We start from the raw sequence: 26,148 nt of genomic DNA, 5'->3' as shown, positions 1-26,148 counted from the left end.
TACTATTTCTTCCCTTCACAAAAGAAAAAAGCAGTGAACTGATCATTCTCATTTAAACTATCTGATCTTGAACCTTGAGTGGGTAAAGCCGTTCAAGGTTTTTTTATTTGACCGGGAGAAGGATGAGGCGTTTCTAGAGGTGAAGGGTTAGAGGGTTTGGTTTAACGGGCTTCATGCTTTTAATTTTCGGTTAACCCCAGCGAAGCGCTAGTTTGAAGGAGTCTGAAAAGGGAATAATAGGAGAAAGTTAAACGAATAGATTACCAGATGTTATTTTGTTAATCAGATAACTGGAGGATCCGAGATGGCCAATAATCAACCAACCATTTCCTTTATTATACCTGCCTATAATGAAGCAGAAAATGTATCCTTACTTCATAAAGCGGTGAAAGAAGCGTTTGAGCCGCTGTCTTATCACTATGAAATTGTGTTTATTGATGATGGCAGCAGTGATGATACGTTGACGGTTCTTCAACATTTGTCCAGGGAGTGCAGTTCGGTTCATTATGTATCGTTTACGCGCAATTTTGGAAAAGAGTCTGCGCTTATCGCAGGATTGGAGCATGTAAAAGGAGATGCTGTGATTATTATGGACGCGGATCTGCAGCATCCGGTGTCTCTCATCCCTGAGATGATAAAAGGGTATGAAGAAGGGTATGATCAGGTCATTGCCAAGCGGAATCGCAATGGGGATTCGAAGGCTCGGACCCTGTGCTCCAATCTGTATTATTTAATTATTAATAAATTGACTGACGTATATATGAAAAATGGTGTAGGCGATTTCCGTTTACTCAGTAAGCGCGCGGTTAAAGCGATGCTCAAGCTGCAGGAAGGAAATCGTTTTTCAAAAGGATTATTTTCGTGGATTGGCTATGAACAAAAGATTATTCACTATGAAAATGTTCAGCGGGAAAATGGAGATTCCAAGTGGTCATTTGCCAATCTTGTTAACTACGGCATTGATGGAATGATTTCATTTAACTTAAAGCTCTTCGGATTTGCTTGTACATGGGATTGTTTATTTTATTCATTTCCCTTATTTATATCATGGTCATGGTTGTTCAGGTATTCCGTGAAGGTGTGACGGTACCGGGATATGTGACGACGATTTCAGCTGTGTTGTTTATAGGCGGGCTTCATTTATTCAGCCTTGGCGTGATTGGGGAATACATTGGACGGATTTATTATGAAGCGAAACAAAGACCTCTATACCTTGTGCAGGAAACGAGCGTAACGAAGAGAGTGTCAGAATGAAGCGGTTTAATACAGAATTCACCCGTTTTGTCGTAGTAGGAGGCATTAATACGCTCAACTACTACGCGGTTTTTTTATTTTTTCATCACTTATTATCGCTGCATTATATGGTTTCTCATCTTTTGGGCTTTGTCATCAGTCTTGTCGTATCGTTCTTTTTAAATTCCTATTTCACATACCGGGTGAAGCCGACGCTTAAAAAGTTTTTACAGTTTCCGATTACTCAGCTTGTTAATGTGGCTGTATCGTCTTCATTTGTGTTTGTTTTTGTGGAGTGGCTGCATATAAACAGCAGTCTCGCTCCTCTAATGGCTGTTGTATTTACAATTCCTGTCACATTTGTCGTCACGGGGAAAATTCTGAAATCAAATGGTGAGTCTTTATGATTACAAAAAAACAACTTCTATTTCTTATACTGGCAGCTTTCGGCGCTGCTTTTTTTTCTCACTTTTTTTTCTTAAAAGAGTGGTGGCACGACAGCTATATGATTGGGCCCAATGATGGCTTAAATCAGATTGCTCCTTTTAAAGAGCTGTTTTATAACGAATGGACGAGCGGCAGTTTTTTCTATTCTTTTTCCTTTGGAATGGGGGCTGGTATTTACAGTCAGCTGGGCTATTATTATTCAACGAATTTATTTTACATCCTGACTGTTGCTGTGGTGTATGTGTTGGAATTGACCCGGATCATTGATTCGCCGGATGTTTTATTTTGGGCACAGGCCAGTGTGTGGCTGAGCGTGATTCGTGTAACTGGGATTATTGTGGTTACCTCACTTGTTTTCCGTTATATGAAGATCAACTTGATTCCAGCTTTTGCAGGTGCCACTATTTACGCGGTGAATGTTATTTATTTCAGGCATGTTGCGTACTGGGAGTTTTTTGCAGATACCTTCTTCTGGATCCCGCTTCTTGTGTTAGGTGTCGAGAAAATCATTCGGGAAAAAAAGCCCGTCTGGTTTATTGCGGCTGTCTCGTTGACCGTTTTTACGAACTTTTATTTCGCTTATATAAATTTAATTTTTATTGCCATCTATATCGTTTTTCGCTGGTTTATTCGGTTAGAGAAAAAGGAAGCGCCGATAAGGTCCCAGCTGAAACAGCTAATCCTTGGCGGGCTTTTAGGCTTTGGCGTCGGGTCTGTCGGATTTGTTCCGGCGGTTTATGGTTATTTGAATAATCAGCGTCCGCCATTTGAAAACGACATTCCGTTATTTTATGAAACGATCGAAAATGTATTATTTTCAAGTCTGTCTCTGCTTCTCCCGGCGATTTTTGTGTTGTTGATCTGGATGTGGTCGTTTTATCGCAACAGACTGTTTTTGCTTTTTGCCTCTATTAGTTTTGTCCTGATCGTTCTGCATTTTAGTCCACTGGCCGGCAGCTTGTTCAATGGGTTTTCAGCGCCGAGAAACCGGTTTGAGTACTTGGCTTTCTTTACAATCGGCGGCATGACAGCCGTTGGACTTCAATTGCTTGGCAGCGCTAAAAAAAATCAGCTGGTGATCGCTGCTGTTCTTGGCGTCGCTGTCTATTATCATTTCTATACGTCCGTCGATGGACGGTTCATGGAGGATACGAATAAAGCATTGGTCATCTTGGTTCATGCAGCCATCCTTCTGCTCGCCTTTCTTTTATACGGCTGGACGAAAAAGCCTATTTATGGCTACGCACTTATTGCCGTTCTGATCATTGGCAATCTGGTTGTGATGAACAATCATCAGCGTATTGTGTTATATGAAAATGGCGGACTAGAGCGGGCTAACCGGGATTATCTTTTAAGTGAAGATTATAAGCACGCTGAACAAGAAGCGTTAATCAAAGAGCTTCAGGCACAGGATCAGACTGTCATGCCAAGACTCGATTGGCGCGGGGAGGACCTGCGAAATAACATCCCGTTGATTCAGGGCTTTTATGGAACAAGCGCCTATTCAAGTATTCATAATAAACATATTCTATTGTTCTATTATGAGGACATGGAAATCGATATCGAGCATGAAAGTGTCAGCCGGTATTCAGGATTTGGCGACCGGGCTAATTTATACAGTTTGCTGCGGGGGAAATACCTGATGCATGCTAAAGCAAATGAAGAAGAAATCATTCCATACGGCTTTGAAGAGGTCCTCCAGAGTGATAACTATATTATTTATGAAAATACCAATGTACTTCCTTTCATTAAGACGTCGAGTGAGATTTATGATGAAGACCAGGTTAGGAAAGCGGATATTCCATCCCGTGAACAGGCGATGCTGTCAGGGATTGTCGTGAAAGACATTGATCAGGAAACAGAGGTTCTTGAGCCGGGAGAAAATCTTTTGGAACGAGCGAGTATTGAACCTGTGAACGCTACCTATGAAAACGGTCAGCTTACCGTTGGAAAAGATGGAGGCGGACTTGATTTTATTCTTGATGAAGCAGGGGAGGAATGGGAGGATCTTTACTTGTCCTTTTTCCTTGAAAACAATGACCGCGTAGCTCCCATGATGAAAGTGAAGGTGAATGAGTTTGAAACGATTCGCAAATCACACCGATCACTGTACCGGACGGCTGAGAACAATCTCACAATCAGAGTGTCTGGTGCGGATACCGTTTCTTTTCGCATCAGGGAAGGCAGCTATACGTTAGAAGAGCTTGAACTGTACGGGGAAAGCTATGAGACGTTGGAAGAAGCAGCGCAAAAAGAAAGTCCTGAAACCCATCAAACGGATCTTTCCGGCAACCGCATCTCGCTGCAATTCAACAATTGGGAAAATGACAGCCATCTGACGCTCCCGATTCCTTATGAGCTGGGCTGGAGAGTGAAGGTCAACGGAGAAACGCGGGACGTACTCGAAACCAATTTTGCGTTTTTGGGGACAGAAATTGATGAAGGAGAAAATACCGTTGAGTTTGTGTATTATCCTCCATTTTTTAAAAGCACACTCGCGATTGCATTGCTTTCTATATTAGCGACCGTGGTCTGGAACAGGCGCTTGCAAAGAAATAATCGGCATTCAAGTGCTTCAGGAAAGACTAATAAATGGTGGTAAAGTAAAAGTCAGTTTTCTCTTTCATTCAAAGAGAGAACGGGCTTTTTCTTTCGGGAAGCAAGGAACCTTCGATGGATGAGTGTAAGAATGATACAATGAAGAAAAGAAATCTTCAGGCCTGCACATAGCCAAATGGGTAGGTAAAATGCGAAGAGGAGCGTCCAGGATGTTCATACAATGTACAAAGAAACTTCTAACAGAATTAAAGATTCAGCCTGGTCAGAAAGCTGAAGAGGACCCGTTATTCAGCTGGCATGCCAATTTATTAAATGTGAACCGCAGGAAGACGCTTGTGCTTGTGAATGATCGCAATCGTTATGCGATCGTTCTTCATGGATTGAAAGCAAAGGACTTTAAAAAGCTGGATGAGTTAATCCCTGAGGCCATTGCCCATGCGTACCGTGAAGAAGGTATTAAGGAAGAAGTGATTGAGACGTATCTTGCTCATTCCAAAGAAGTCACGTTCAGCAAGACGAAAGATCGAACAACTGTAGCAAGGCTTAATAAAGCATGCGAGTATGTTTCGCACTTTTTAGGAGATTTTACAGGGGATTCGATTCATCAGCGTGCTTTAACGAAAAAGGTCAGCCGTGTATTGATGGGCCATGGGAAACGAGACTATATTGTTCCAAATGAAGAATTATATCGAAATCTGGAAGAACTAGCGGGGCAAACAATTTTTCATTCAGAAGCGTTCATTCTTCACGTTGCGTTGGATATTAACACCCACCCCGTCTGGCGCAGGATTGCTATTCCGAAAGGATTAACGTTTCCAGAGCTGCACAAAACCTTACAAATTGCCTTCAACTGGCAGGAGGCACATCTTCATGAATTCCTCCTGTTCCCGAGTAAACCATTTGACCCGGATCGCGCGAAGGAAATGGAAAATCGCAAACCGATTTTAAACCTGGTCAGTCACGAAGAAGCCTTTGGTTACGACTCCGGGATCCCGATGAAACTGGATAAAGGAGAAAAAATCGCTGACTATCTGCCGGCTGAAATAAGGTATATTTATGATTTTGGAGATGACTGGCAGCACCGGATCACGATTGAAAAAATGGTAGACGACTATACCTATAATCATCCTGTGTGCCTGGAGGGAGAAGGAAACACTCCGCCTGAAAACATCGGTGGAGAAGGCGGCTATGAAATGTTTCTTGATGTCATGGCAGACCCGGCTCATCCGGATCACAACCATTTAAAAAGTTGGAGCGAAAGCCAGGGCTATAAAAACTTTAATCTTGATCTAGTGAATTACAGCTTAAAGTCCCTGTAAAAGATGAAGGGGCCATTTGCGATATGCAAATGGCCCTTTTTATTTTCACTCCCCCGTTAAACGTCTGAATCCTTCCAGCTTGTCCTGCCAGTAGGGGTTTGACAAGGGGCTGATTTGCACACCGTCTCCGTCATTGGCATGAATGAATTGATCATTCCCCAGGTAGATGCCTACATGTGAAATTCCTGCTTTATAGGTATTTTCAAAGAAAACAAGATCTCCTGCCTGCGGTGAATCTACGGGAATGGCACGAGCATGCTGGTCCTCTGCTGTCGTCCGCGCAATTTCCATGCCGGCTTCCTTAAATACATAATAGATAAATCCGCTGCAATCAAACCCATCCGGTGAGGCACCACCCCATACATAAGGGACGCCAATTTGTCTGCCGGCAATATCCAGAACATCCGTCAGCCATGAGTCGCTGACCGTGGAAGCTGGTAAGACAGGTGAACTGCTTTTTCCAGTAACCTTTAGCTCCTGCCCTGGCAGCAGTTTATTTCCGGAAAGCTGATTGATTTCCTTCAGCTGATCTACCGTCATGCCGTAAAGATTTGCGATCGAAAATAATGTATCTCCCCCGGTTACCGTATAGGTCTGCGACACTTTAGCCTGCTCGGCAGGAACAGCGTATGTTTGGGGAACCTTGAGCATCTGATGAGTGACAATCAAATCAGACGTCAACTCATTTAGCGACTGAATAGCCCGGACTGTCGTACTGTATTGAGCTGCGATGCTCCAAAGCGTATCCCCAGACTTTACCTTATAGATCCCGCTATTATCTTCTGCTTCAGACACTAAACTCCCAAAAAAGAATACAAGAATGATGGTCAATGCCGCTAGTATGCTCTTCATCTTAACTCCTCCTAAATGGTGTCAAATTAATAAGAGTAGTATAGCCAAGATTTATAGATTATAACGGCGGCGGGTTATGATTCTGGTTGAAGGAGAAGGTAAAAAGACATGAGGCTGGGGGTGCGAGTAGACGCTTAGATCCGGAATGAAAGAAGGTTTTTTTGGAACAATCATAGAGAATAAAGCGGCAAAATATCTACCAATTTATTGAAATGTTTGATAATATGTAAAGGGTTTATCTACTTTGGGGGTTAATTCGTGGGGAGAAATTACACAATCGATTTTATCAAGTTTTTTGCGATTTATTTTGTGGTTACCATTCATACGGCACCGTTCAAGTATGAGGATACGGTCTATGAAATCATCAATATATTTGCCAGATTTGCTGTGCCTTTCTTTTTCATGACGTCTGGTTACTTTTTAGGGAAAAGTGTGCAGACAAAAAAGGATCCCAGCCAGTATATAGGAAAAAGTCTTTTAAAAAACCTGAAATTATATGGATCATGGGTCTTATTCTTTTTCTTTTATGATTTAGTTCTCACGATTCTCACAGCGAGTATGACTGGGGAAAGAATACAGGCTGCGATCATGGAATATTTTGACCTGTTTTTTACGATCGGACTCGTTTATTACGGGCCTGAAGCGAATTCTTTTCACCTTTGGTTTTTAATCGCATTAGTGTGGTCGTCATTGATCGTTTATTTTTTTGTTAGATTAAACAAGCTGCTTCTTTTAGTCATTGTCAGCTTCGGTTTGAATATGGTTGGACTTCTTGGACAGTCCTATCACCCTCTAGTGGAATTTCCCTTCTTTACAAGAGACACATTATTTTTCGGTTTATTTTACACAGCGCTGGGCTGTTTTTTTGCCGGCCAAAAGCTGATCTTTAAGCAAAAACCTGAACGATGGGCATGGTTGGTTGTGATCTTTTCTATCGCACAGATTGCTGAAGGCCTGGCTGTCATTCATTTGCTGGATTCAAAAGTAGATAACTATTATCTTTCAACCGTTCCCTTATGTATTTCGTTGTTTGCGCTTGCAATGACCTCAAACAAGGTTTCTGAGAATAGCCTTCTTGCAAGAGTCGGGAATCGAGCAGTCGGAATCTACGTCATGCATCCTCTCTTTATTAGTGCAAGCTTACTCGTCATCAGCGCACTAAATATGGAATCGATAAAGCAAACCGTCCTTTGGAACATAGTCTTTACACCTGCGATATTAGTTGTTTCGTATCTAAGCTATGAATTTATCCAAAAGCATAAGGGGAAACTATTCGATCAGTGGAAGGTACTAGGAAATAGAAGAGGATAAGGTCTCTGAATGATTGAATGAATATTTTGCATAGAAAAGGTTGGTGCCATTTGCGAAAAGCGAATGGCATTTTTTATCGTTATTCCTCTGTAAGCGGCGGAACTGTTCCTTTTTTCCTGCAGCAAAGGAGGATCTAGCACCGTTAAAATGATTTAAGTAATAATCTACCGCTTCGCCTCATAAACTAGTATGGGGAGGTCTGAGAAACTTATAGCTGCACATTAGTGTAGTAGAACTATGTGTCCTCATTTAACTGATTTAGTAAGGCGCATTTTTTAGTTGTTTATTTGTGAAATGAAAATGATTTAAGCATTTTTAAGAGAGTCACACTCTGCCCTTTTTTCACTGTCTAATGGAATACGGTCCATTTGTAAACACTAAAGGGGGACAAAACAATGGAAGATCTGTTTTTAGTGCTGTTTCTGTTGTCTATTGTTGCGTTTGTTGCAGGGTTAATCAAACCTCAATTTGTATTAAGGTGGATGCCGGAAAGCAAGAGAAGTAGAAAAAGAGCAGCACTGTATTTTGGTTCTGCCATCGTCGCATTCTTTCTTTTATTTGGGATCACCGCAGATCCGCTGGAAGAGGATGTTGCGGGTGTTGATCAAAGCGTAAAAGTCGAGGAGGGTCTGGCGCAAGCGGAGGACGAAGCTGAGAAACAGGAAGCAGAAGAGGAAAAGAAGAAAGCTGCGGAGGATGCTGAGCGTATAGAGAAAGAAGAAGCAGAAAAGCAAGAAGCAGAAGAAGCTGAAAAGCTAGCAGCAGAAGAAGCAGAGAAAGCAGCGGCGGAGGAAGCAGAGAAAGCAGCGGCGGAGGAAGCCGAGAAACAAGCGGCAGAAGAAGCAGAGAAAGCAGCGGCGGAGGAAGCTGAGAAACAAGCGGCAGAAGAAGCAGAGAAAGCAGCGGCGGAGGAAGCCGAGAAACAAGCGGCAGAAGATGCTGAGAAAGCAGCGGCGGAGGAAGCTGAGAAAATAGCGGCGGATGAAGCTGAGAAAATAGCGGCGGATGAAGCTGAGAAAATAGCGGCAGAAGAAGCTGAGCAGCAGGCAGCAGAAAATACGGTAACCATGTCACAGCAGCAAGCGGTCAGTATGGCTGAGAGTTATTTATCGTATACTGCTTTTTCAAAAAGTGGGTTAATTAATCAATTAGAATTTGAAGGTTTTGATCAAGCGGATGCCACGTACGCTGTAGAAAATATCACTGTAGATTGGAGTGAGCAGGCAGTACTAATGGCTCAGAATTATCTCGAGTACACTCCTTTTTCAAGAACCGGTTTGATCGAGCAATTGGAATTTGAAGGTTTCAGTAATGCGGATGCTTCTTATGCCGTGGATATGGCAGGACTTTAATATCGATAAAATATTCCGTGTGAACTAAGCTGGTCCTTACAGAAATGCATGTCTTTATAAAATACGTATAGACCGCTATGGATGGAGATAGTGGTCTTTTTCATATGGGCATTGATGCTGCTGAAAATTTTTTCAGTTAAAATGATAATCATCTGAAATTACTCCTGTCATTTCATTCTACTTATTTTGTTTTAAGTAAAAAATAGGATAGGATTAGTAAATTCAATGTCTCGCAAATGAATAAGAGGAAGATAAATTTAGCAGATTAAGGGTGTGTGAAATGAGGAAAGCAGTCGTGTTTATTGCTCAAAGCATAGATGGTTATATTGCGACAAAAGAAGACTCTTTGGACTGGTTATTTAGTGTTGAAGGAGAAGGCGATAATGGTTATGGTGAATTTATAAGCACCGTCGACACCATTTTAATGGGGAAGAGGACGTATGATTGGCTTATGAAGGAGGAAGATGGGAAATTTCCCTACCCTGATAAGAAGTGTTATGTCTTTTCAAGGTCACAGCATGAAGATACAGAGCACGTTACATTCATCACTGAAGACATTGGTCGCTTCTTAAGTCATCTTAAAGATGAGGAAGGGAAAAACATTTGGATCGTTGGGGGAGGAGATGTGCTTCAAACATTTTTTAAAGAGAGTCTTGTGGATGAACTAACGTTAACCGTTGCGCCAAGGATTATAGGGGAAGGAATCCCGTTATTTAAGTCAGGCGATTATCAATTGGACCTTTCTTTATTGGGTACGAGGACGTTTAATCAATTTGTTGAACTGCATTATAAAGTAGTTAAATGAACATCCGGTGCATAGGGTTTTTGGGGAAATAAATGCAGAAAAAAGCCTGGAAAATATAAGGCTTTTTTTATTGTTGAGGATTCGTGGGATATAGATTTCTTACTTGAAATAAAGATCTTTTGGTCCGTTATTGCGCAACGGGTTAATAGAGTATCGATAGTACAGCAATGTGGTTCTGATGGATTGTTCCTTTGCCGTGCTGTAGGAGCAGTCGGCGATCATATACTGGCCGTTGTGTAAATAAATAAGCGTTTGCTTGGGATTATCTGGGTGGGGTTTAAGTTGATCAATATGCGCGAGAAAAAACCAGGCATTATGGCGGCTTTTGCTCGAATGAGTAGGGAATGCATAAATTCCGTTGAACGGGTCGATGATGAGAGGGATTTTATTCCGTATGCTCAACATAATTTTTGCTGCATCCAAACGTCCGCCCATTCTGCTTCCGCAGCGCAGACAAGCTTCCTCTAATAATGTCTTCATTGATTTTTCAGAATAAAAGATCCCTCTGAGGTCGTGAATTACGGTCTGGTAGCGTATGTCAAAAGCAGGCAGTAACGCCAGAGTGGTCGAGCTTATGTAGTAATCGTGCTCTAATGAATAAGTCATGTACAATCCTCCTTCTTTTTACCTATTATACGATAAATTATTTTGGCATAATATAATTAAATTGTAAATTTTAAGTTACTAATTTGTTAAAAATCCATTGAATTACTCCTCTGAAAAACGAAAAGTTGAGGAGGTTATCAATGGATTTTCTGTTTTTACTCCAAATGGTTGGGAAGAAAGGCTTTAAGCTTTGTCACTGCTCCTTTTTTCCACTTCTTGACGGCTGACACACTAACGCCTTCCTGCTCGGCAATTTGAGCCACGCTGAGATCTTTTTCAAAGGTAAGCCAGAACCACTTTTGCTGCGTGGGTGTGAGGAGCCTTGCACAGATTTGCAGGGTTTCATAAGGAAAAGCGGGATCAGGTGCCGCGTCTTCACGCATGTCCCAAAACTCCTCTGAATGAACACTTTCACGCTCCTTCCGCCGGTTATCGCTGCGCATATATGTCAGCATGCCGCCTCTAATGCATTGATACGCATAAGGCGCGAACTCCCCCTGTGCCGGATCAAATTTCTCCCATGCATGCCAGAGAGAAAGCATTCCTTCCTGAATAAAAACCTCATGATCCTGCCGAATATTCAGTTTTTTGATCATATGAAAAATCATCGGTTCAAACTGTGCAAAAACCTCATCAAACGTATTCATTTCCTTGCTCCAAATAGAAGGCGCGCCTGCCGGTTATTCTCGAGTAACACCAGTGTATCGGCATTCCTCGATCCATACGAACGACCGTTTTAGGCAAATGAACTTGATTTGGGGCTGGTTTAAGGTAAACGAATAGGTGCTGTGGAGAAAACGGATGGGTGTGGAGGGGAGATGGGTGAAGATGAGATGGTTTGATTGAAGGAGGATCCTTTTTACTTTTTCCTAAAACAGAGAAAGAGGCTGGGACAAATGTGTGTCTCACCCTCTTTGACCTGTTCCCTGCGCTTCAGGTGGACGCTTTCCGCAGGGACGGCGCTGAGCCTTTTCAGGGCCTTGCCCTGTAAAGTCTCAGCTTGCCGTCATATCCTGCAGGAGTCGCCACCTTCCGCTCCGTTCACCTCTTACTATTTATTAATCTTTTTGGAGTTTTGTCTCCACCTCAGTGTAAGTCTAATTATTTTTTAAAGTGAAGAAGGTAACAAGTACCACGATACTGTCAGCCCCAAGCAAGGAAAGTATAATCTTTTATAAACCAATACGAGCTCGATCTCTTCAAGCAAGCCCAGAAGTAGTACCAAATGGAGTTAGCTGCTATCGGATAACTTCAGTGGTAACACGACAAGTACAGAGGTGATTTAAACGATCGAGTTTATATAAAAAAACCCGCATGATTACGAATCATGCGGGCAGAAGATTACTATTATTCAACATCAAGGATGATGACACTTGGAATGGTAATCGTACCACCCATTGTGGATTCATAAGAAACTAAGCCATCGGACAGCCCTCTGATTGTAATGAGATCATTTTCTAAAATTCTTGAGTCTGTGATTGATGAGGCGAATTCTCCTAAAATGATATTATCATAGTCTTCATTCACAGCTAATCTAATTTGCGTATATCCATCGCCTTCCATAACCTGGACGACTTTACCATAAAATTTTACTTTTGAATCCATGTATTCATCTGGCGTTCTTGCTAGTTGCTCATACGTTATTCCAGTATCATAACCAATTCTTTCTTCTTCTTCCGCTTTTCTTTCAGCTTCAGCCTCAGCTGCTGCTTTTTCTTCAGCTGCTTTTTCAGCTTCAGCTTCTTCTTTTGCTTTTTTAGCTGCTTCTTCTTGTTCTTTTTTCTTTTTCAGTGCTTCTTCTTCTGCTTTCTGTTCTTCAATTTTTCTTTTTTGCTCTTTTTCTGATAGATCAAACCACGGTTCAGCTTGTTCGACCTTATCTTTTAGTGTCTTGATTTCTTTATTTTGTTCATTAATCTCAGTTTCCTTTTTTTCTAGTTCCCGCTCAAGAGTGGCAATTGAACTTTCACCTTTTGAAACGGCTTCGCCTGTAGAAAAAGAGTTTAGTAATAAAGCAAATGAAACAACTACTAAGAAAACGATAATAAACTTTTCACTCTTTAAAAAATTCTTCATTTGTTCCTCCAACATAGTAATATTTTTATACTCATTCACTAATTTATAGGTAATAAGTTATAATTTAATATTATTATATAGTATAAAAGACTAATACGTATACTGCTATTTGTATATATTTATCTTTTGGGCTATAGAAAGTAACTTAAGAGGTAGGAAAACAGCAAGGTGTAAAAGATGTTTGACACTATATTTAGATAGCATTATAATCAGGGTGTAAAAAACCTTTTACACTAAGGGTGGTTGCCGGATGGAAAATAGAATAAAAGAATTTCGCGAAAAGAAGAGTTTTTCTCAAGGAAAATTGGCTGACATCTGCCAGGTCAGCAGGCAGACGATCAATGCCATTGAAAATAATAAGTATGATCCGAGTCTTCAGCTTGCATTTGATATAGCGAGAAGCTTGGATGTTTCTATGGAAGAACTTTTTATGTCACAAAAGGGAGGAAAAAGAAATGGATAAAACAAAAAAATGGATGGCTGCTATGGCCTTTCTTCTTTTCCTAACACTTGCAGGCTTTTCGTTTTACAATTGGCTGAGTTCAGGAACGATTGATGCAGGGGGAATCTTTTTTAGCTTCATTGCCCTCACTTATTTTTTTAACTGTCTGGCATGGGGACAACATGAGGGAGGCGGCGAAAAAGATGAACTGGCTCGCCATATCGAAACGCAAAGCACAAAAATTGGCTATTATGTATTAATGGCTTTAGCCGGGCTCATTCTCTTTATTTCAGAGGGAACAGGCAATTTTAATGAAATCGATAATTATCCATTGTTGCTTGTCGTATGCCTGACCTTTGTTACCGTGCCGATCACAGAATATATTTATTCACGAAAATACAAGGTAAAGTAGCGCACGCGTCTTTCGTTTTGCAGTTCTCTACTTAGGTTACATAGTAAAGACCGACTTAAACCAGCAGAATAATTAAGAAAAGTACGCTTCATGGCATTTATCCCTTTTAATTCATTTTATTGTGTATTGAGAAAGACCCTGTGACACGCACAGGGTCTTTTTTCTACCGCCAATATTGCTGCTGAGGTGAATACCTTTGTTGAGGGTAGGAATAGGATTGGGTGTCATAGTAAGTCTGTGCTGGCTGATTTCTATTGCAGTTGCTTGGCGGCCCGATATAGGTGGATGGTTCAACAGGGGCTGTTACTTGTTTCCACTGCGCTTCATCCATGCAGTAGGTGTGAGCCATAACGTTTGCAGGAGTAAGGGCAAGGATATCAGAACCTAAAACCACTTCCGGATTCGGTGCGTCGAATATGGCTAACAGATGGGTATTGTCTGTTGTCGCAATTTCATAATGCCACCAGCCCTGAGGTACATTGGCCACCTGTCCTGGCGTAATTAAATAATGCTGAAACTGCTTTGTGAAAAGATTTAAAATGGAGACAGTGGCAGCGCCCGAAATACAATACACCAATTCAGCTGCATTCTGATGATAATGAGGCTCTACGGCATTGTCTTGGCTTAGAAAAATGTCCAGCAAGGAACTGCCATTCAGCGTATTAAGCTGCTTTTTTCCCAGTACATTTATATAATTCTGCTCATCTTTTATAAAAAGCGGAGACGTATTCACATCGAAGAAAAACTGTGCGGACGGTGAAGTATAATCAAAGGAGTCACTCAATCGGATCACCCTGTCTTTTTAGATTAAGCCTTCAATGGGCTCTGGTTCTATAGGCTATGTCCCAGGGAGGGAATGGGTGTTAATTTGCTGAACCCACCTTTAATGCAACTTGGAAATCTATTGGAAGATACGTTATACTGTTTTTAGTAGCGATTTGGTATTTTTTAACGGAGAATCCAACGTAAGGAGTGGCGTTAGTGAAACGGATTAAGTTTGAAATGATCTGGAACGACCAATCAGTACGTTTGCGTTTAAGCAATAATTGGTGAGTTGTCCAAACTTAACTACTTTTGTGATGATAAAAACAAAATCGAAGGCATTATTGAATCAATACGATCATCCAATTTGAAACTAGAATAAATGTTTGAATCTATTTAATAAAGGAGATATTGCCATGATTGAAAAATTAAAAACATTAACTGGCCTGCTTGGCCCCAGCGGCTTTGAACATGAGGTCAGTTATTACTTGGAAGAGTACTTAAAAAGCAGAACAGACCATGTTGAAATCGACCCCATTGGAAATGTTATCGCCAGAAAAAAGGGCACAGATCCAGGGCCCGTCGTTTTATTAACAGCTCATATAGATGAAGTCGGTTTTATCGTCAAAAAAATAGAGTCAAACGGATTGATACGATTTGAAAAGGTTGGAGGCAATGATGATCGGAATTTAATTGCACAGCCGGTTAAGCTGCTAGGAGAACATAGTCATATTAATGGAGTGATCGGGACGTTGTCGGCTCATTTTTCTAAATTTGACGATCCCTCGATGGTACGAAAGCACAACCAGCTTTATATTGATGTGGGAGCACAGTCAAAAGAAGAGGCCGAGAAAATGGGAATTGATATTGGTACCGCGGTCGCGTGGGGCTCTGAATTTTTAGTGTTCGGTCCGGAACATAGCCCTCGAGTGCGGGCAAAGTCTTTAGATGACCGTGCAGGGTGCGCCGTACTGCTGCAGGTTTTAGAGGAACTGGAAAATGAATCTTTCGCAGGTGAACTTGTGTTACTCTTTGCTGTCCAGGAGGAAGTCGGGCTAAGAGGTGCGAAAACGGCAGCTGAGCATATCAAAGCAGACGCTGGTATTGCCATTGATACAACCCCAACGAGTGATACGCTGGAAACTACAATGGACCAAACACTGTCACTTGGAAATGGTGCAGGAATAAAAGTTATGGATGGCAGCTTAATTGTCCATAAAACGATGAAGCAGGCTTTAGTGACGCTCGCCAAACAGAAAGAAATCCCTTATCAATTAGAAGTATTCACAGGAATCGGAACTGACGGTGGAGCAGTTAATTATGCCAATAAAGGGATCCCAACCGGTGTTCTTTCAATTCCTTCCCGCTACACCCACTCAAGCATTGAAATCGTGGACCTTGGTGATGTGGTGGCTACGAAGGATATAGTTAAAGAATTTATTTTAAGTTTAGACGAATCTTCAACATTTAAATTTTAATCGAGCCCCACACAGTCGCATGTTGAAGAAAATACGGTTTAGTCCAAGTTGGAAATTTGAATACAAGAGTTTTCCTGGTTGTAATTTTTTATGATTGTCGAGGCGGTAAAATGAACATAAATATCCGCAAATTCATCTTATTTTTTTCAGGTGTGTTGGGCATATTCTTATTTTTTGTTATACAAAATTACATAAAAAATGAACCCGTAGACTGGTGGAATAATCTCGTGGGTGGATTTATCATCATCAGTTTCACACTGTTAATAAGTTGGTTATGGAATGGAACTACAAAAGGAAGCTGAAGGCGTTAATTCGTATCGAAAAGTTAAACAACATTTATAAAAACAATAGCAACAATAAGCACAATAGTAATCAGTGATACAAACAGTAAAGAAAGCTTGCGTGATGTATGGGCATTTTGCTGTTCTTGCCATCTGACAGGTTTAATACCGCACAGCCAGAATACAATAACGGCCGAAAGAAGGATGGAATTGATGTTCACAAGCAGGAGAATAAACGGAACAATTGCCTCTCCAAAGCTTCCGGTTCCTAGTGTCATCCCAAATACCACTGCAGGTGGAAGTAATGCAACTGACACCATTACGCCGACAAGTGCGCCTTCATTTCGTTTCACAAAGGACAGGGCGCCGGCTGCTCCTGATGCGAGCGCCACAATAACATCAATAATCTGGATATCAGTTCTTGAAAGAAACTCATCGCTATAAATGGGAGCGGAAAAGAAGAAACTAAACAAAGCAGCAATGGCAATGGGGATCACGAGACCGAATAATGAAGTAAGAGAGGCTTTTCGAATGAGCTTGAAATCGCCGAGAACAGAAGCAAATGAAACGGCGGTAACCGGACCAATTAGCGGCGCAATCACCATTGCGCCAATGACGATGGCCGGGCTGTTCTTAATGATGCCAACCGTTGCAACTAATGAAGAAAACACAATAAACAGCATATAGCTGATACTGGTGTTGCTGGACTCTTCAACTGCTGTGAATAATTCATGCCGGCTCGCCCGCTGAAGTTCCTTCGCTTTTTCTTCTTCTTGCTCTTGTTCTTGTTCCTCCTTGCGTGGAAGATACGTCCGCACCGGGAGCAGAATAACTTGGTACGTGTCCCGTCCGCCTGGCAAATTCTCTAAATAATCAAGAATGGGTTCCACATCATTTGTCTGGACAAGAATACGCGTTAATTTCTTCTCAGTTTCTTTCGCTGCAGTCCAAAAAGAGACCACAGGAAATTTCCCTTCGATCTCCTCCATATTCAAAAAATCACTCGGTGCATAGACCTCAAGCAATTGTAATGTCATCTCAATCCGTCTCCTGTGTTTCAGCGGGAACTCTTTTTCTCTATTATGACCGTATTTTCAGGGTTTCAATCGTGTGAGAATATGTAATAGTCGATCAAAAACATAAGGAAGTTCGACTCGTTAAATACAAAAATAAAGACTGGCTGCATGTCAGTTACACTCATGCAGCCAGTCTTTATTTTTAGAGAATTCCTTGGTTTATTGAAGCGGAAATGAACCGGTCTCTTTTTCAAAAAGGCTATGTTAAAGGTTGTTGTTGATACTTAAATCACAAGAACACGATGATAATAAAGATAATTTAATTCCGATTGTCGAAAAATAGATTGTCTTAGTTCACGAAATAATAATCATATACCTTATTCATTAACGAAGCAGTTTAATCTAAGAAGGAATTAGAGATATAGACATAGAATATAAATAGTGAATTATTACAATAAAGGGGGTAAATAGGTGAAGCGTGTAGTAGGTATATTCCTCATTATTCAAACTGTACTGACTTATCTAATTCTAAGGGCATTAAATCAAGTATCCGTTAGTATTACAGAAGCAGCCGTTCATACAAAATCAGGAGGTCTTACATTATCGTGGTCAGATGATCTATCTGCGATAACCTATATCCTTTTAATTATTGTAGTCATTCCAAGTATATACTTAATCTTAGCAAAAAATAAGAAGATAGAAGGATAAATCTTCAACTCTTATTAAATTAATGGGGGCATTCCTTCAATTATTTAATTTGATTAAGGCAAATAACCAAGTGGTAGTTATAGATTGGGTTGATTCGAGTTCAGGAGATATTCGTGCTGATATATATCGTACTTATCTTTTGTATTCACAATATTCATTTGAATTTGCTGAGATGTATTTGCGAATTTACTGTGATAAGAGTGGATTGCTAAGAGATGAAGTATTTCAGTGGGCTCCAATAATTGCTGTAGCAAGATTATCTGAAAGTGTCTCATCGGAGAATTCAGATCGACTTATGGAGATTATAAATAAATATTGCCCATTAATAGAATGAGACCATTCGTGCGTAATTTAACTTAAACTAAATATCAGACTTAAAATGAGTTCATTATCCCAAATAAACATATTTATTTATAAATAATTTAAAATATCTGTGGCATATTAAATTATAAAGTTCCCTATATGAGGTGATATTATGGATATTATGGAATATGCATTACAAATATTAAAAGTTTTGGGTCGAATTGTCACCATTTTGCCACTAGCACTATTTGCAACACTTTATATGGGGAAACGTTCCGTAGGTGAATTGCCGGTTTTTGATTTTTTAGTCATTTTAACTTTGGGTGCTGTAGTTGGTGCGGATATTGCAGACCCAAAGATTAATCATATATATACAGCGGTCGCCATTATTGCAATAGCTTTACTACAGAAATTAGTTGCAACTTTGAAAATTAAAAATCGTAAAATAGGCCGTTTGTTAACATTTGAACCTACAATAGTCATTTATCAAGGGCAATTTTCAGTGAACCAAATGAAAAAAATAAAATATTCGATTGATACCATTTTACAGATGTTAAGAGAACAAAAAGTTTTTAATGTAAAAGATGTTGACTTAGCTATAGTTGAAGCAAATGGAAATCTATCTGTTAAATTGTATCCTGAAAAGGAAGTTGCACGCGTCGAACATATTTCACGACAACCGGACGTTTTTAATAAGGGAATTGATGTACCAGTTGTTATCGATGGTGAGATTTTTGAAAAAGTCCTATATTCAAGGAATTTAAATGAATCGTGGCTTTATGAGGAGTTAGAAAGAAAAAATATTATCGATGTAAAGGAAGTCTTTTATGCTGCTGTTAACGATTTGAATGAACTACACGTAAGCATAAAAAATACAAATAACCTTCAAAACCTACCACCTATTCTGCACTAGAAAAGGAAGTTTTCGAAGGTTTATATTTGTAATTATATTACCTAACTATATGTAGCGTCTCATGCAGCTTCTTATTAATATAATACGCTAATAGTTATTGTAAAACTAGAAACTAAAAGCATTAACATAATAAATCGGTTTATTTTTATTTAGGGCTTTGACGAAATTTCTTCAGAATATCTCGATATAGTTGGGCATCGTCATAATAAGTTTGTTGAACCTTCGAAATGGTACGCCGATATAATCAATAATGGTTCGAATATTACTAAAAATTCAATTGATGTTGTTCGGAAATGGTTATTAATTAAAACATTTTCTTATACAACTAATGGGTGTGTTAGATTAAGAAGCCATTAAAAACAACGAAAAGGACTACCCAAAAAAAGGGAAGTCCTTTTATCATATAAAAAACAACATTAACCTTTAACAAAGCCTTGAAAATAAGTCAGAGACTCCGTGTCGTTCAGGCTCTTTCATGCAAAAGAATGCAGTAAAATCGTAACCCTACGCCTGCCATCTCCCAATTTCTTCGCCCATTTTTACAGGTCCCGTCTTTCCAGTAAAGGTCAGGGCGCCTTTTGGAACGCAGATCACAACGGTTGATCCAAATGAGAAATATCCGTATGAATCTCCACGCTGCACATGAGAATTTGGATTCGTTCTCACAATCGAATTTACATTCAGTGCACCGACCATCACATGTGAAAAAGGGATGCCTGTTGCTTCAAAATTTGTAATTAAGCGATAGTTTCGTGTTAAGGGGCGAACTCCGTATCGCAGTCCAATGCTGTTGACAGGCGCCGCTTTTTTGCCCAATGTGTATACATTTTCAACTTCAGCATCTAGCGGAACGTGAACACGATGGTAATCTACAGGACTTAGATAAAAGATTAACACTTTACCCCCTGCATATTTCTCGGATGCCTTTTCAGTGCCCAATAATTCAGCGACCGTATATTCCTGTCCTTTCACAGTAAACGTGCTGTCTTCTGTTAAGTCATCCACAACAGATAACACGCCATCGCAAGGACTGATAAAAGAACCTGGGGATGCTGCAATTGGACGAACATCCGCTTTCAGTTCTCGTGTGAAAAGATCATGAAGTGATTGGTATTCGTGAATTTCTTTATGGGCTTCCTGCAGATTCAAGTTATAGAGACTGGCAAATGAGCGGATAAAAGGTTTGCTGGCCTTTGATTTTGCAAACGCTCTTAATGACTTTGCCACGATCGGATGTCCATTTAATTCAAATACACTTCTGTAGAAACGGGTTAAATTCATTTTGGGTCACTTCCTTTGGGATCTTTGGGGTCTGGCAAAAGCATCTGAATAAGCGTTACTTTCTGATTTTCGTCTGTTCGCTTGTTTGAAATGAATTTGCTGAGCAGGTCATTCATTCCTTGATTTATTTCTTCTAGCTCTAAACTTGTCAGGTGCAGATCGAGCTGATTGTAACCAAATGGGTCATTTTCAACATCCGGATTGCTGAGAAGATAGTTTTTAGCTTGTCCTGTCACATTGGATAAGAACGTCATGAAAATCTTTAAATGCTCTTCTCCGGACATTTTTGATAATTCTTCCATCGACAAAATCGGGTTTTCCTTTTCAAGAGCAAACGTGCGCTCAACGGCACCGCGTATTTTCTTTTCCTCTACGATATAAATGAGATTGTCTTTTTTGAGGATATTTAAATGTCTGTAAAGAGTGGCCTGCGGGACATCTGAAATCCATTCCTTTAATTGATTGACTGTTGCAGGTCCTTTTGAGAGGTGTTGGATCACTTGCATGCGCACAGGATGCAGAATCAAATCTATTTTCTCATTTTTCATCTATTCAGCCCTTACTAGTATTATTATCAATAATGATAATAATAATTTAAGGTGGATCCATTGTCAATCCTCTAGTTAATGATTGCACTTTCCAAATTTTTCAGTAGTCGAAAAGACTATCATCATCTGGCTGACTAAAATTCCGGGAAAATATTTCCTTGATATTTACAACTCGATATTTATATATGCTATCCTAGTGGTAGGTTTAGCACTTTTATCCATATTGTACAAAAAGATGGGTGTTCGCTGGAGTGAATGTGAATTAGAGAGGAATGGAAATATGAAGCGCCGATTGAAGAATGTCTATCCTCATTTTGCTCTTTTGATTCTTATGATGGTACTAGCTGGCTGTTCAAATGGACCAGCAAGCACAATTGTAATAGAAGAGGACTCTGCGGCTGATTCTGTAGAAGTAGTTGAAATAATCGAACGGGAAGAGGATGATTCATTAGATTCAGCATCATCTGGTTCTGAGAGTGAGGCTGAAAATTTATCTGAGGATCCTGGAGAGGGTACAAGCAGTGAGTCTGAGGAAACGGCAGGAGATTCCATTGAGGATTCAGCAACTGAGGAAGATCAGCAAAAAGCAGTTTCCTTAACCCAAGATTATTTGCGAGATCGAGATGCATTAATAGAAGATGAAAACAATTTTGTACAATATGATGGTACGATCAATCAATACGTCATTGTGCGGTATTCTTCCAGTGTATCCGGTCATTCTTCGACGAACGGACGGTATGCGGTGGATCTAGCTTTAGGTGAAGTTATTGATGTAACGAATGCAGCTGATTTTGAGCGTGTACTTAATTAACTTTTTAAAGGGGGATTCCATGCTATTAAAAAGTCGTTTTGAGGATCAAATGAATACTGTCTATACGATTGGATTTATCTCTTGGGCAGTCATCCTTTTGCTGCATACAACCCTTGAAGCATACCAAAGCAAATCATTTATTCGTGATTTATTTGAGTATCTGTTTATCGGAATTGGCATTTTCTTTGTTTCCCAGCAACTACTGATCTATTTGAATAGCAAAAGGACATAAAATGTAAAATGAGACGATAAGTCAACTCATACTTGCCTTTTTAACCAAACCAGAAATTAAAAAGGCAAGTCATTTAATTTGATAGGAGTTGTTATCTTGTTTTCCCAATCACTTCTGATTATTGCGTAACATACAGAATCTGATACACTGCCGTCTGCATTTTCACAAGATTGTCTTAAGTAGCCTTCTTTAACGAATCCACATTTGCTAAGTGTCTTCCTCATAGCAATATGATCGCTTCTGGTGTAAGCTTCTATTCTAATTTTATTATCAGGGAGCTTGAATATGTAATCGGTTATCCAGCAAACGGCTTGTGATCCGAACCCTTTCCCTCTGCTATTGTTCTCTAACCGAAGATCGAATAAAGGAATTGAATCAGTTAAATCATGAAGCATAATCAATCCGATTTTCTTATCCACGCTTTCTATCCAGAAGATTTCCTTGTCTTTTTCATGCCAGTCATCACGATATTTTTTGAGAATTTCTTTCCGTACCGGCGCTGGATTGGAGTGGAATTCCCACTTGTTTTTCGTCAACAAGGAGACAAGATCCTCTACTTCATTCTCGTATTTTTTGAATGAAAGTTTGCTCATCACCATTCCCCCAAAGTCATTTTTTAGCTAAATGAAATTCTACAAAAGTAGATCCACACACATGCCTCAATTAAAGCGGAAATCGTGCAATCAGGGAGGTCGCAATTCCAAAGTAAATGAGCAGAGACAAAATATCATTTAGGGTCGTAATTAATGGACCGGATGCGATTGCGGGATCCACATTAAACTTGTGAAGGATCAAAGGAATGATGGTTCCGGCTAATGTCCCAAAGACTAATGTGATCAGCAATGACAGACCGACGATGAAGCCCAATGTAATACTGCCCTGCCAGAAAAAGGCGATGAAAGCGATCAGGATCCCGCAGGAAACGCCGATCATCACCCCAACTAATGACTCCCGTATGATTAATTTGGATACGGTTTTTTTGTCAATTCGATTAGTGGTTAATCCGCGAACGACGACAGCAAGTGATTGAGTGCCGGTGTTTCCGGTCATTCCGGCAATCATCGGCATGAAGAAAGCGAGGGCAACCACTGTTGCGAGCGTTTCCTCAAATCTGCTGATAATCGTTCCTGAGACCAATCCAATTAAAAGCAGTAACACCAGCCACGGTAACCGTTTGGCAAAAGCCACGACGGGTTTGGTTTTAAAGGTTATTTCTTTACCTGAACCTGAGAGGCGTTCGATATCTTCGGTTGCTTCTTGTATCAGGACATCAATAACGTCATCCACGGTAATAATTCCAAGTAATTTGTTCGCCTCATTGACAACGGGCATTGCGATCAAATCATATTGTTCGATTAGTCTCGCAACTTCCTCCTGATCCACGAATGATTGGACAGTAATGGGATTCTTGCTCATAATTTTCTCGATCGAGTCAGCTGCATCAGCCAGCAGCAGGTCACGAAACGATGCAGCACCCAAAATTTTATGCTCTTCATTGACTACATACAAATAATGAATGGTATCAAATACTTTTGCGTACTCCCTGAGTTTTTCAATTGATTCATGCACCGTCATGTCAGGGTAGATCCAGACGTGGCGGTTTGTCATGAGCCGGCCGGCTGACTCTGCGGGATAGGTCATAATATCCTGCACGATCTGGGCTTCTTCTTTAGACATTACATTGACAAGAGCTGCCGCTTGATCTTGCTGCAGAACATCGAGCATCTCAGCTAAGTCATCATTCGGCATCTCGTCTAAAACCTTGCCGAGAATGGCCTGATCAATAAATGAAATCGCAATGGCCTGTTCTTCTGGTGACAGGTAACGAAGCAGTTCTGCCAGGCTGCTGATCTCAAGTGACTCAACAAAAGCACGTTTCTGTTTTAAATCCGATAATTCTTCAAAAACCATCCCGCGATCATAAGGACGCATAGAATTCGTATAAGTGCCTAATTTAGGGTGATCGTTCGATTCAAGTATGGAGATTACCTGAGCTGTCAATTCTTCAAGCATTCCTGCATTCATTAAGGGCCACCTCCGTGTATATAAAAATCGTACCATATTGTTAGATGAAAATGCATTATTACAACACAGGCCGAGTCATCTTCGCTTCATTGCGCGGATGACCCGGCCTGTTGTTATTTTTGAGCTTGTAAATAATAAGTCAATGAGCAGCATGATTAAAAGCCTACCAGTTTGTGTGGATAAAAAATAAGTTTAGACCATGAATAAACCTTGAAGGGCTTTGAGCTCTTCAAGGTTTTTGTGTGTTCAGCTTCTCAATGCCTTTTTCCAAAGAATAATGGTCGTTTGAATTTTTGATGACGATATCGAAGTTGGCACGGTAAGGATGCATAAATAAATCATATTGCATTCTGCGCTGCTCGTGCGATTGCTGTAGATACGAAAGATCTGCTCCTCTTTCTGTTACATCACGAATTCCTCTCCGCACTAATTCTGTTTCCCCATCTGTATAGAAAAAGAGTGTTAAATCAAATAATTCAGGATCAACAAATGCTGTGGTCATGCCTTCAATAATCGTAATTTTTCTTAATGAAAGAAGAACGCTTTCCATATAATCGGTCCCGATTGTGTAAAGGTCTAATCCGTCACGAAGCATCTTAATATCCCGTTCTAAGGCGAATACATTATGAGCAGCGGGATGACAGGCCGTCACCTTGGATTGATGCTCAATGTTTTGATGGAGATAGTTGAGTGTGGTGTATTGACGGAGACTCGATCCAATAATGTAAGGATCGGTATTCACGTAATTGACTTCGTCTTGTGGTAAATGGTTCATGAGCTGATGGGTAAACGTTGATTTTCCGGCAGCACCATGTCCAGATATCCCGATCATCATTTTTCTGTTGGTACTCTTCAGCAAATCGGCTGTTTTTTGGACAAGATCGATCATTGACTGGTTAACCCCCGTACTTGATTTAATTTTCGCTTGTTTACTATACACGAAATAGCAATTGGATAAAACTAGTTTTAGTGAGAGAAAATTGACGTTAGTGTTCTTGGCTGCAATGGAGAAATGGTGGACTTGGCGCGTACAAGTGTAACTTCCTTCTAGTAAACGAAATAAATGAATGAAATGCATCCAGTAGAATTTAGGTAATTTTTGGAAGACTGTTTCTATAATTTATAAAAAACTGAACTGAATTAAATCGAGCTGCACCTTTTTTATTACTCAAACGGATCTTTTTATTTTACAAATTATTTACATCTAAAATACTTCGCTTTAATAAACATCTTTTATAATAAACATATGTTATAAAAATAAACAAAAGTTTATTAAGTGGAGGTGTTGCTATGAGGGACGTAATCGTAGAAGAAAGAAGCAAGAGGCTTTCTTCGGGAAAAAAGAAAAAAGTAAAGACGCTTCGAAGCAGAGAATGGAAGATTGCCATGTGTTATGCCATGCCTGCTCTCCTTCTATTGTTATTGTTTCGGTTTTGGCCGCTTTTATTTGGCGTATACATAAGCTTTTGGAAATGGAGTTTTGTAAAGGAGGAATTTTTAGGACTCGATAATTACGTTCGAATGTTTACGAGTGATTTAGTTTATTTTGACCCACTCTTTGGCTGGCAAATTGGGATGCTTGCTCAAAGTCTGCTTGTGACAATTTATTATGCGGTGGGGACAATCCCGATTGCGCTCGTTCTATCCTTTCTTATCGCATACTATCTATTTAACTATTTTAAGAAAACAGCTCAAGGGATGTTTAGAACCATCTTTTTTCTACCTTATATAACCTCTCAGGTCGCTGCAATCCTGGTATTCAAATGGATCTTTCATCCAAATGTAGGAATTGCTAATGCAGCGCTGGTGAAAATCGGGATGGAACCCCAGGCCTGGGTTACTGACCCTGAGCCGATCGTAAGCAAATTTTTAACTGGCATTGGATTATCCTGGCCTGACAATCTTCCAATCGAGCTTGGAGGACCGAGTCTTGCATTATGTATTATTATGATTTTTGCTGTTTGGAGTTCGATAGGTTTTAATGTCCTGATCATGCTTGCAGGAATGAGCAATATTCCGAAAGAACTTTATGAAGCTGCCAAAATGGACGGGGCTAATGTATTCCATTTAATGAGATATATTACGCTTCCTTTATTATCTCCTACTCTATTTTTACTTTTAATCGTTTCAGTGGTCGGTTCATTTGAATCATTTAATGCGTTTTATGTTTTCTCTGGTGGAGAAGGTGGTCCGCTTGGCACGACCATGTCACTGCCGCTTTATATTTTCCGTAATTTTTATGTGTATAAGCAGGTTGGATATGCTTCAGCTCTATCAATCCTTTTGTTTGTAATTTTGTTTCTTTTAACATGGATTCAACGAAAAGTGCTGGAAAAACGTGTTCATTATGAACGCTGAGAGGAGGAACATGATAAA

The 26,148-nt window shown here is 40.2% G+C and carries 25 protein-coding genes and 2 pseudogenes; 16 read left to right on the top strand and 11 right to left on the bottom strand.

What is annotated here, in order from left to right; translation table 11 throughout:
• The first annotated feature begins 304 nt into the window (after positions 1–304).
• The 4 genes and pseudogenes from KR50_RS16870 to KR50_RS16855 all read left to right on the top strand — a co-directional run bounded on the left by KR50_RS16870 (position 305) and on the right by KR50_RS16855 (position 5,558).
• A pseudogene (locus KR50_RS16870) lies at positions 305–1,254 on the top strand (glycosyltransferase family 2 protein).
• Positions 1,251–1,640 (top strand): GtrA family protein, encoded by a 390-nt coding sequence (locus KR50_RS16865; protein ID WP_041061394.1) that lies wholly within the window; start codon positions 1,251–1,253, stop codon positions 1,638–1,640. Before KR50_RS16870 ends, KR50_RS16865 begins: the two are co-directional and overlap by 4 nt.
• Positions 1,637–4,282 carry a YfhO family protein gene (locus tag KR50_RS16860; RefSeq protein ID WP_052477188.1) on the top strand — a complete coding sequence of 882 codons (2,646 nt, stop codon included), beginning with the start codon at positions 1,637–1,639 and terminating at the stop codon, positions 4,280–4,282. Before KR50_RS16865 ends, KR50_RS16860 begins: the two co-directional genes overlap by 4 nt.
• A gap of 166 nt (positions 4,283–4,448) precedes the next feature.
• On the top strand, positions 4,449–5,558 hold the full coding sequence (locus tag KR50_RS16855; protein WP_041061391.1) for a plasmid pRiA4b ORF-3 family protein: 1,110 nt from the start codon (positions 4,449–4,451) through the stop codon (positions 5,556–5,558).
• A 45-nt stretch (positions 5,559–5,603) separates the two neighbouring features.
• On the opposite strand, the gene KR50_RS16850 is transcribed toward KR50_RS16855, so the two are convergent.
• Positions 5,604–6,410, bottom strand: coding sequence for a C40 family peptidase (locus KR50_RS16850; protein ID WP_052477187.1), 807 nt, complete (start codon positions 6,408–6,410; stop codon positions 5,604–5,606).
• A gap of 258 nt (positions 6,411–6,668) precedes the next feature.
• On the opposite strand from KR50_RS16850, the gene KR50_RS16845 reads away from it, so the two are divergent.
• The 3 genes from KR50_RS16845 to KR50_RS16835 all read left to right on the top strand — a co-directional run bounded on the left by KR50_RS16845 (position 6,669) and on the right by KR50_RS16835 (position 9,878).
• Entirely contained in the window at positions 6,669–7,721 is a 1,053-nt protein-coding gene (locus KR50_RS16845) for an acyltransferase (RefSeq protein WP_041061388.1), read from the top strand.
• Between the two features lie 395 nt (positions 7,722–8,116).
• Positions 8,117–9,073, top strand: coding sequence for an Ltp family lipoprotein (locus tag KR50_RS16840; RefSeq protein ID WP_041061386.1), 957 nt, complete (start codon positions 8,117–8,119; stop codon positions 9,071–9,073).
• 280 nt (positions 9,074–9,353) lie between these two features.
• Complete coding sequence (locus KR50_RS16835) at positions 9,354–9,878, top strand: dihydrofolate reductase family protein (protein WP_041061383.1); 525 nt, start codon at positions 9,354–9,356, stop codon at positions 9,876–9,878.
• A gap of 99 nt (positions 9,879–9,977) precedes the next feature.
• Here the strand turns inward: KR50_RS16835 and KR50_RS18095 are convergent, their stop codons facing one another.
• The 3 genes from KR50_RS18095 to KR50_RS16820 form a co-directional block, all read right to left on the bottom strand.
• Positions 9,978–10,484 carry a competence protein ComK gene (locus KR50_RS18095; RefSeq protein WP_052477186.1) on the bottom strand — a complete coding sequence of 169 codons (507 nt, stop codon included), beginning with the start codon at positions 10,482–10,484 and terminating at the stop codon, positions 9,978–9,980.
• 155 nt (positions 10,485–10,639) lie between these two features.
• Entirely contained in the window at positions 10,640–11,131 is a 492-nt protein-coding gene (locus KR50_RS16825; protein WP_041061380.1) for a sigma-70 family RNA polymerase sigma factor, read from the bottom strand.
• 700 nt (positions 11,132–11,831) lie between these two features.
• Entirely contained in the window at positions 11,832–12,560 is a 729-nt protein-coding gene (locus KR50_RS16820) for a hypothetical protein (RefSeq protein WP_041061378.1), read from the bottom strand.
• Between the two features lie 250 nt (positions 12,561–12,810).
• On the opposite strand from KR50_RS16820, the gene KR50_RS16815 reads away from it, so the two are divergent.
• Positions 12,811–13,023, top strand: coding sequence for a helix-turn-helix transcriptional regulator (locus tag KR50_RS16815; RefSeq protein ID WP_041061376.1), 213 nt, complete (start codon positions 12,811–12,813; stop codon positions 13,021–13,023).
• Positions 13,016–13,414: a hypothetical protein gene (locus KR50_RS16810; protein ID WP_041061372.1), complete on the top strand. Its 399-nt coding sequence runs from the start codon at positions 13,016–13,018 to the stop codon at positions 13,412–13,414. Before KR50_RS16815 ends, KR50_RS16810 begins: the two co-directional genes overlap by 8 nt.
• Positions 13,415–13,577: 163 nt before the next feature.
• On the opposite strand, the gene KR50_RS16805 is transcribed toward KR50_RS16810, so the two are convergent.
• Entirely contained in the window at positions 13,578–14,198 is a 621-nt protein-coding gene (locus KR50_RS16805) for a cupin domain-containing protein (protein WP_041061371.1), read from the bottom strand.
• A gap of 394 nt (positions 14,199–14,592) precedes the next feature.
• Between KR50_RS16805 and KR50_RS16800 the strand changes: the two genes are divergently transcribed.
• Positions 14,593–15,654 carry a M42 family metallopeptidase gene (locus KR50_RS16800; RefSeq protein WP_041061369.1) on the top strand — a complete coding sequence of 354 codons (1,062 nt, stop codon included), beginning with the start codon at positions 14,593–14,595 and terminating at the stop codon, positions 15,652–15,654.
• A 325-nt stretch (positions 15,655–15,979) separates the two neighbouring features.
• On the opposite strand, the gene KR50_RS16790 is transcribed toward KR50_RS16800, so the two are convergent.
• Positions 15,980–16,972 (bottom strand): TIGR00341 family protein, encoded by a 993-nt coding sequence (locus KR50_RS16790; protein ID WP_041061365.1) that lies wholly within the window; start codon positions 16,970–16,972, stop codon positions 15,980–15,982.
• A 450-nt stretch (positions 16,973–17,422) separates the two neighbouring features.
• On the opposite strand from KR50_RS16790, the gene KR50_RS16785 reads away from it, so the two are divergent.
• The 3 genes and pseudogenes from KR50_RS16785 (at position 17,423) to KR50_RS16775 (ending at position 18,875) form a co-directional block, all read left to right on the top strand.
• Positions 17,423–17,659 (top strand): hypothetical protein, encoded by a 237-nt coding sequence (locus tag KR50_RS16785; protein ID WP_041061363.1) that lies wholly within the window; start codon positions 17,423–17,425, stop codon positions 17,657–17,659.
• Positions 17,660–17,699: 40 nt separating this feature from the next.
• Positions 17,700–17,993, top strand: a pseudogene (locus KR50_RS18785) (aminoglycoside phosphotransferase family protein); the annotation flags it as partial.
• Positions 17,994–18,143: 150 nt separating this feature from the next.
• On the top strand, positions 18,144–18,875 hold the full coding sequence (locus KR50_RS16775; protein ID WP_041061822.1) for a DUF421 domain-containing protein: 732 nt from the start codon (positions 18,144–18,146) through the stop codon (positions 18,873–18,875).
• Between the two features lie 504 nt (positions 18,876–19,379).
• Here the strand turns inward: KR50_RS16775 and KR50_RS16770 are convergent.
• A complete protein-coding gene (locus KR50_RS16770; RefSeq protein WP_041061361.1) occupies positions 19,380–20,156 on the bottom strand; it encodes a phosphatidylserine decarboxylase in 777 nt (258 codons plus the stop codon).
• Positions 20,153–20,704, bottom strand: a complete 552-nt coding sequence (locus tag KR50_RS16765; RefSeq protein ID WP_041061359.1) for a helix-turn-helix domain-containing protein — start codon at positions 20,702–20,704, stop codon at positions 20,153–20,155. The genes KR50_RS16770 and KR50_RS16765 overlap by 4 nt, the downstream gene beginning before the upstream one ends.
• Positions 20,705–20,984: 280 nt before the next feature.
• Here KR50_RS16765 and KR50_RS16760 point away from each other — a divergent pair, with 280 nt between their 5' ends.
• Both KR50_RS16760 and KR50_RS16755 read left to right on the top strand, forming a co-directional pair.
• The gene (locus tag KR50_RS16760) at positions 20,985–21,515 is read left to right on the top strand and encodes a hypothetical protein (RefSeq protein ID WP_041061356.1); all 531 of its coding nucleotides are present in this window, start codon (positions 20,985–20,987) and stop codon (positions 21,513–21,515) included.
• Positions 21,516–21,534: 19 nt separating this feature from the next.
• Complete coding sequence (locus KR50_RS16755) at positions 21,535–21,747, top strand: hypothetical protein (RefSeq protein WP_041061354.1); 213 nt, start codon at positions 21,535–21,537, stop codon at positions 21,745–21,747.
• Positions 21,748–21,803: 56 nt separating this feature from the next.
• Here the strand turns inward: KR50_RS16755 and KR50_RS16750 are convergent, their stop codons facing one another.
• From KR50_RS16750 to KR50_RS16740, 3 genes are all read right to left on the bottom strand, one after another.
• Positions 21,804–22,340, bottom strand: coding sequence for a GNAT family N-acetyltransferase (locus tag KR50_RS16750; RefSeq protein WP_041061352.1), 537 nt, complete (start codon positions 22,338–22,340; stop codon positions 21,804–21,806).
• Between the two features lie 70 nt (positions 22,341–22,410).
• Positions 22,411–23,772 (bottom strand): magnesium transporter, encoded by a 1,362-nt coding sequence (mgtE, locus tag KR50_RS16745; RefSeq protein ID WP_041061350.1) that lies wholly within the window; start codon positions 23,770–23,772, stop codon positions 22,411–22,413.
• A 229-nt stretch (positions 23,773–24,001) separates the two neighbouring features.
• The gene (locus KR50_RS16740) at positions 24,002–24,661 is read right to left on the bottom strand and encodes a uridine kinase family protein (protein ID WP_041061349.1); all 660 of its coding nucleotides are present in this window, start codon (positions 24,659–24,661) and stop codon (positions 24,002–24,004) included.
• A gap of 401 nt (positions 24,662–25,062) precedes the next feature.
• Here KR50_RS16740 and KR50_RS16735 point away from each other — a divergent pair, with 401 nt between their 5' ends.
• Positions 25,063–26,130, top strand: coding sequence for a carbohydrate ABC transporter permease (locus tag KR50_RS16735; protein WP_041061347.1), 1,068 nt, complete (start codon positions 25,063–25,065; stop codon positions 26,128–26,130).
• The last annotated feature ends 18 nt before the right edge of the window (positions 26,131–26,148 follow it).

The organism is Jeotgalibacillus campisalis (assembly GCF_000829515.1).
In the GTDB taxonomy this organism is placed as follows: Bacteria; Bacillota; Bacilli; order Bacillales; family Jeotgalibacillaceae; genus Jeotgalibacillus; species Jeotgalibacillus campisalis.
This window is presented reverse-complemented; position numbering and strand designations above follow the sequence as displayed.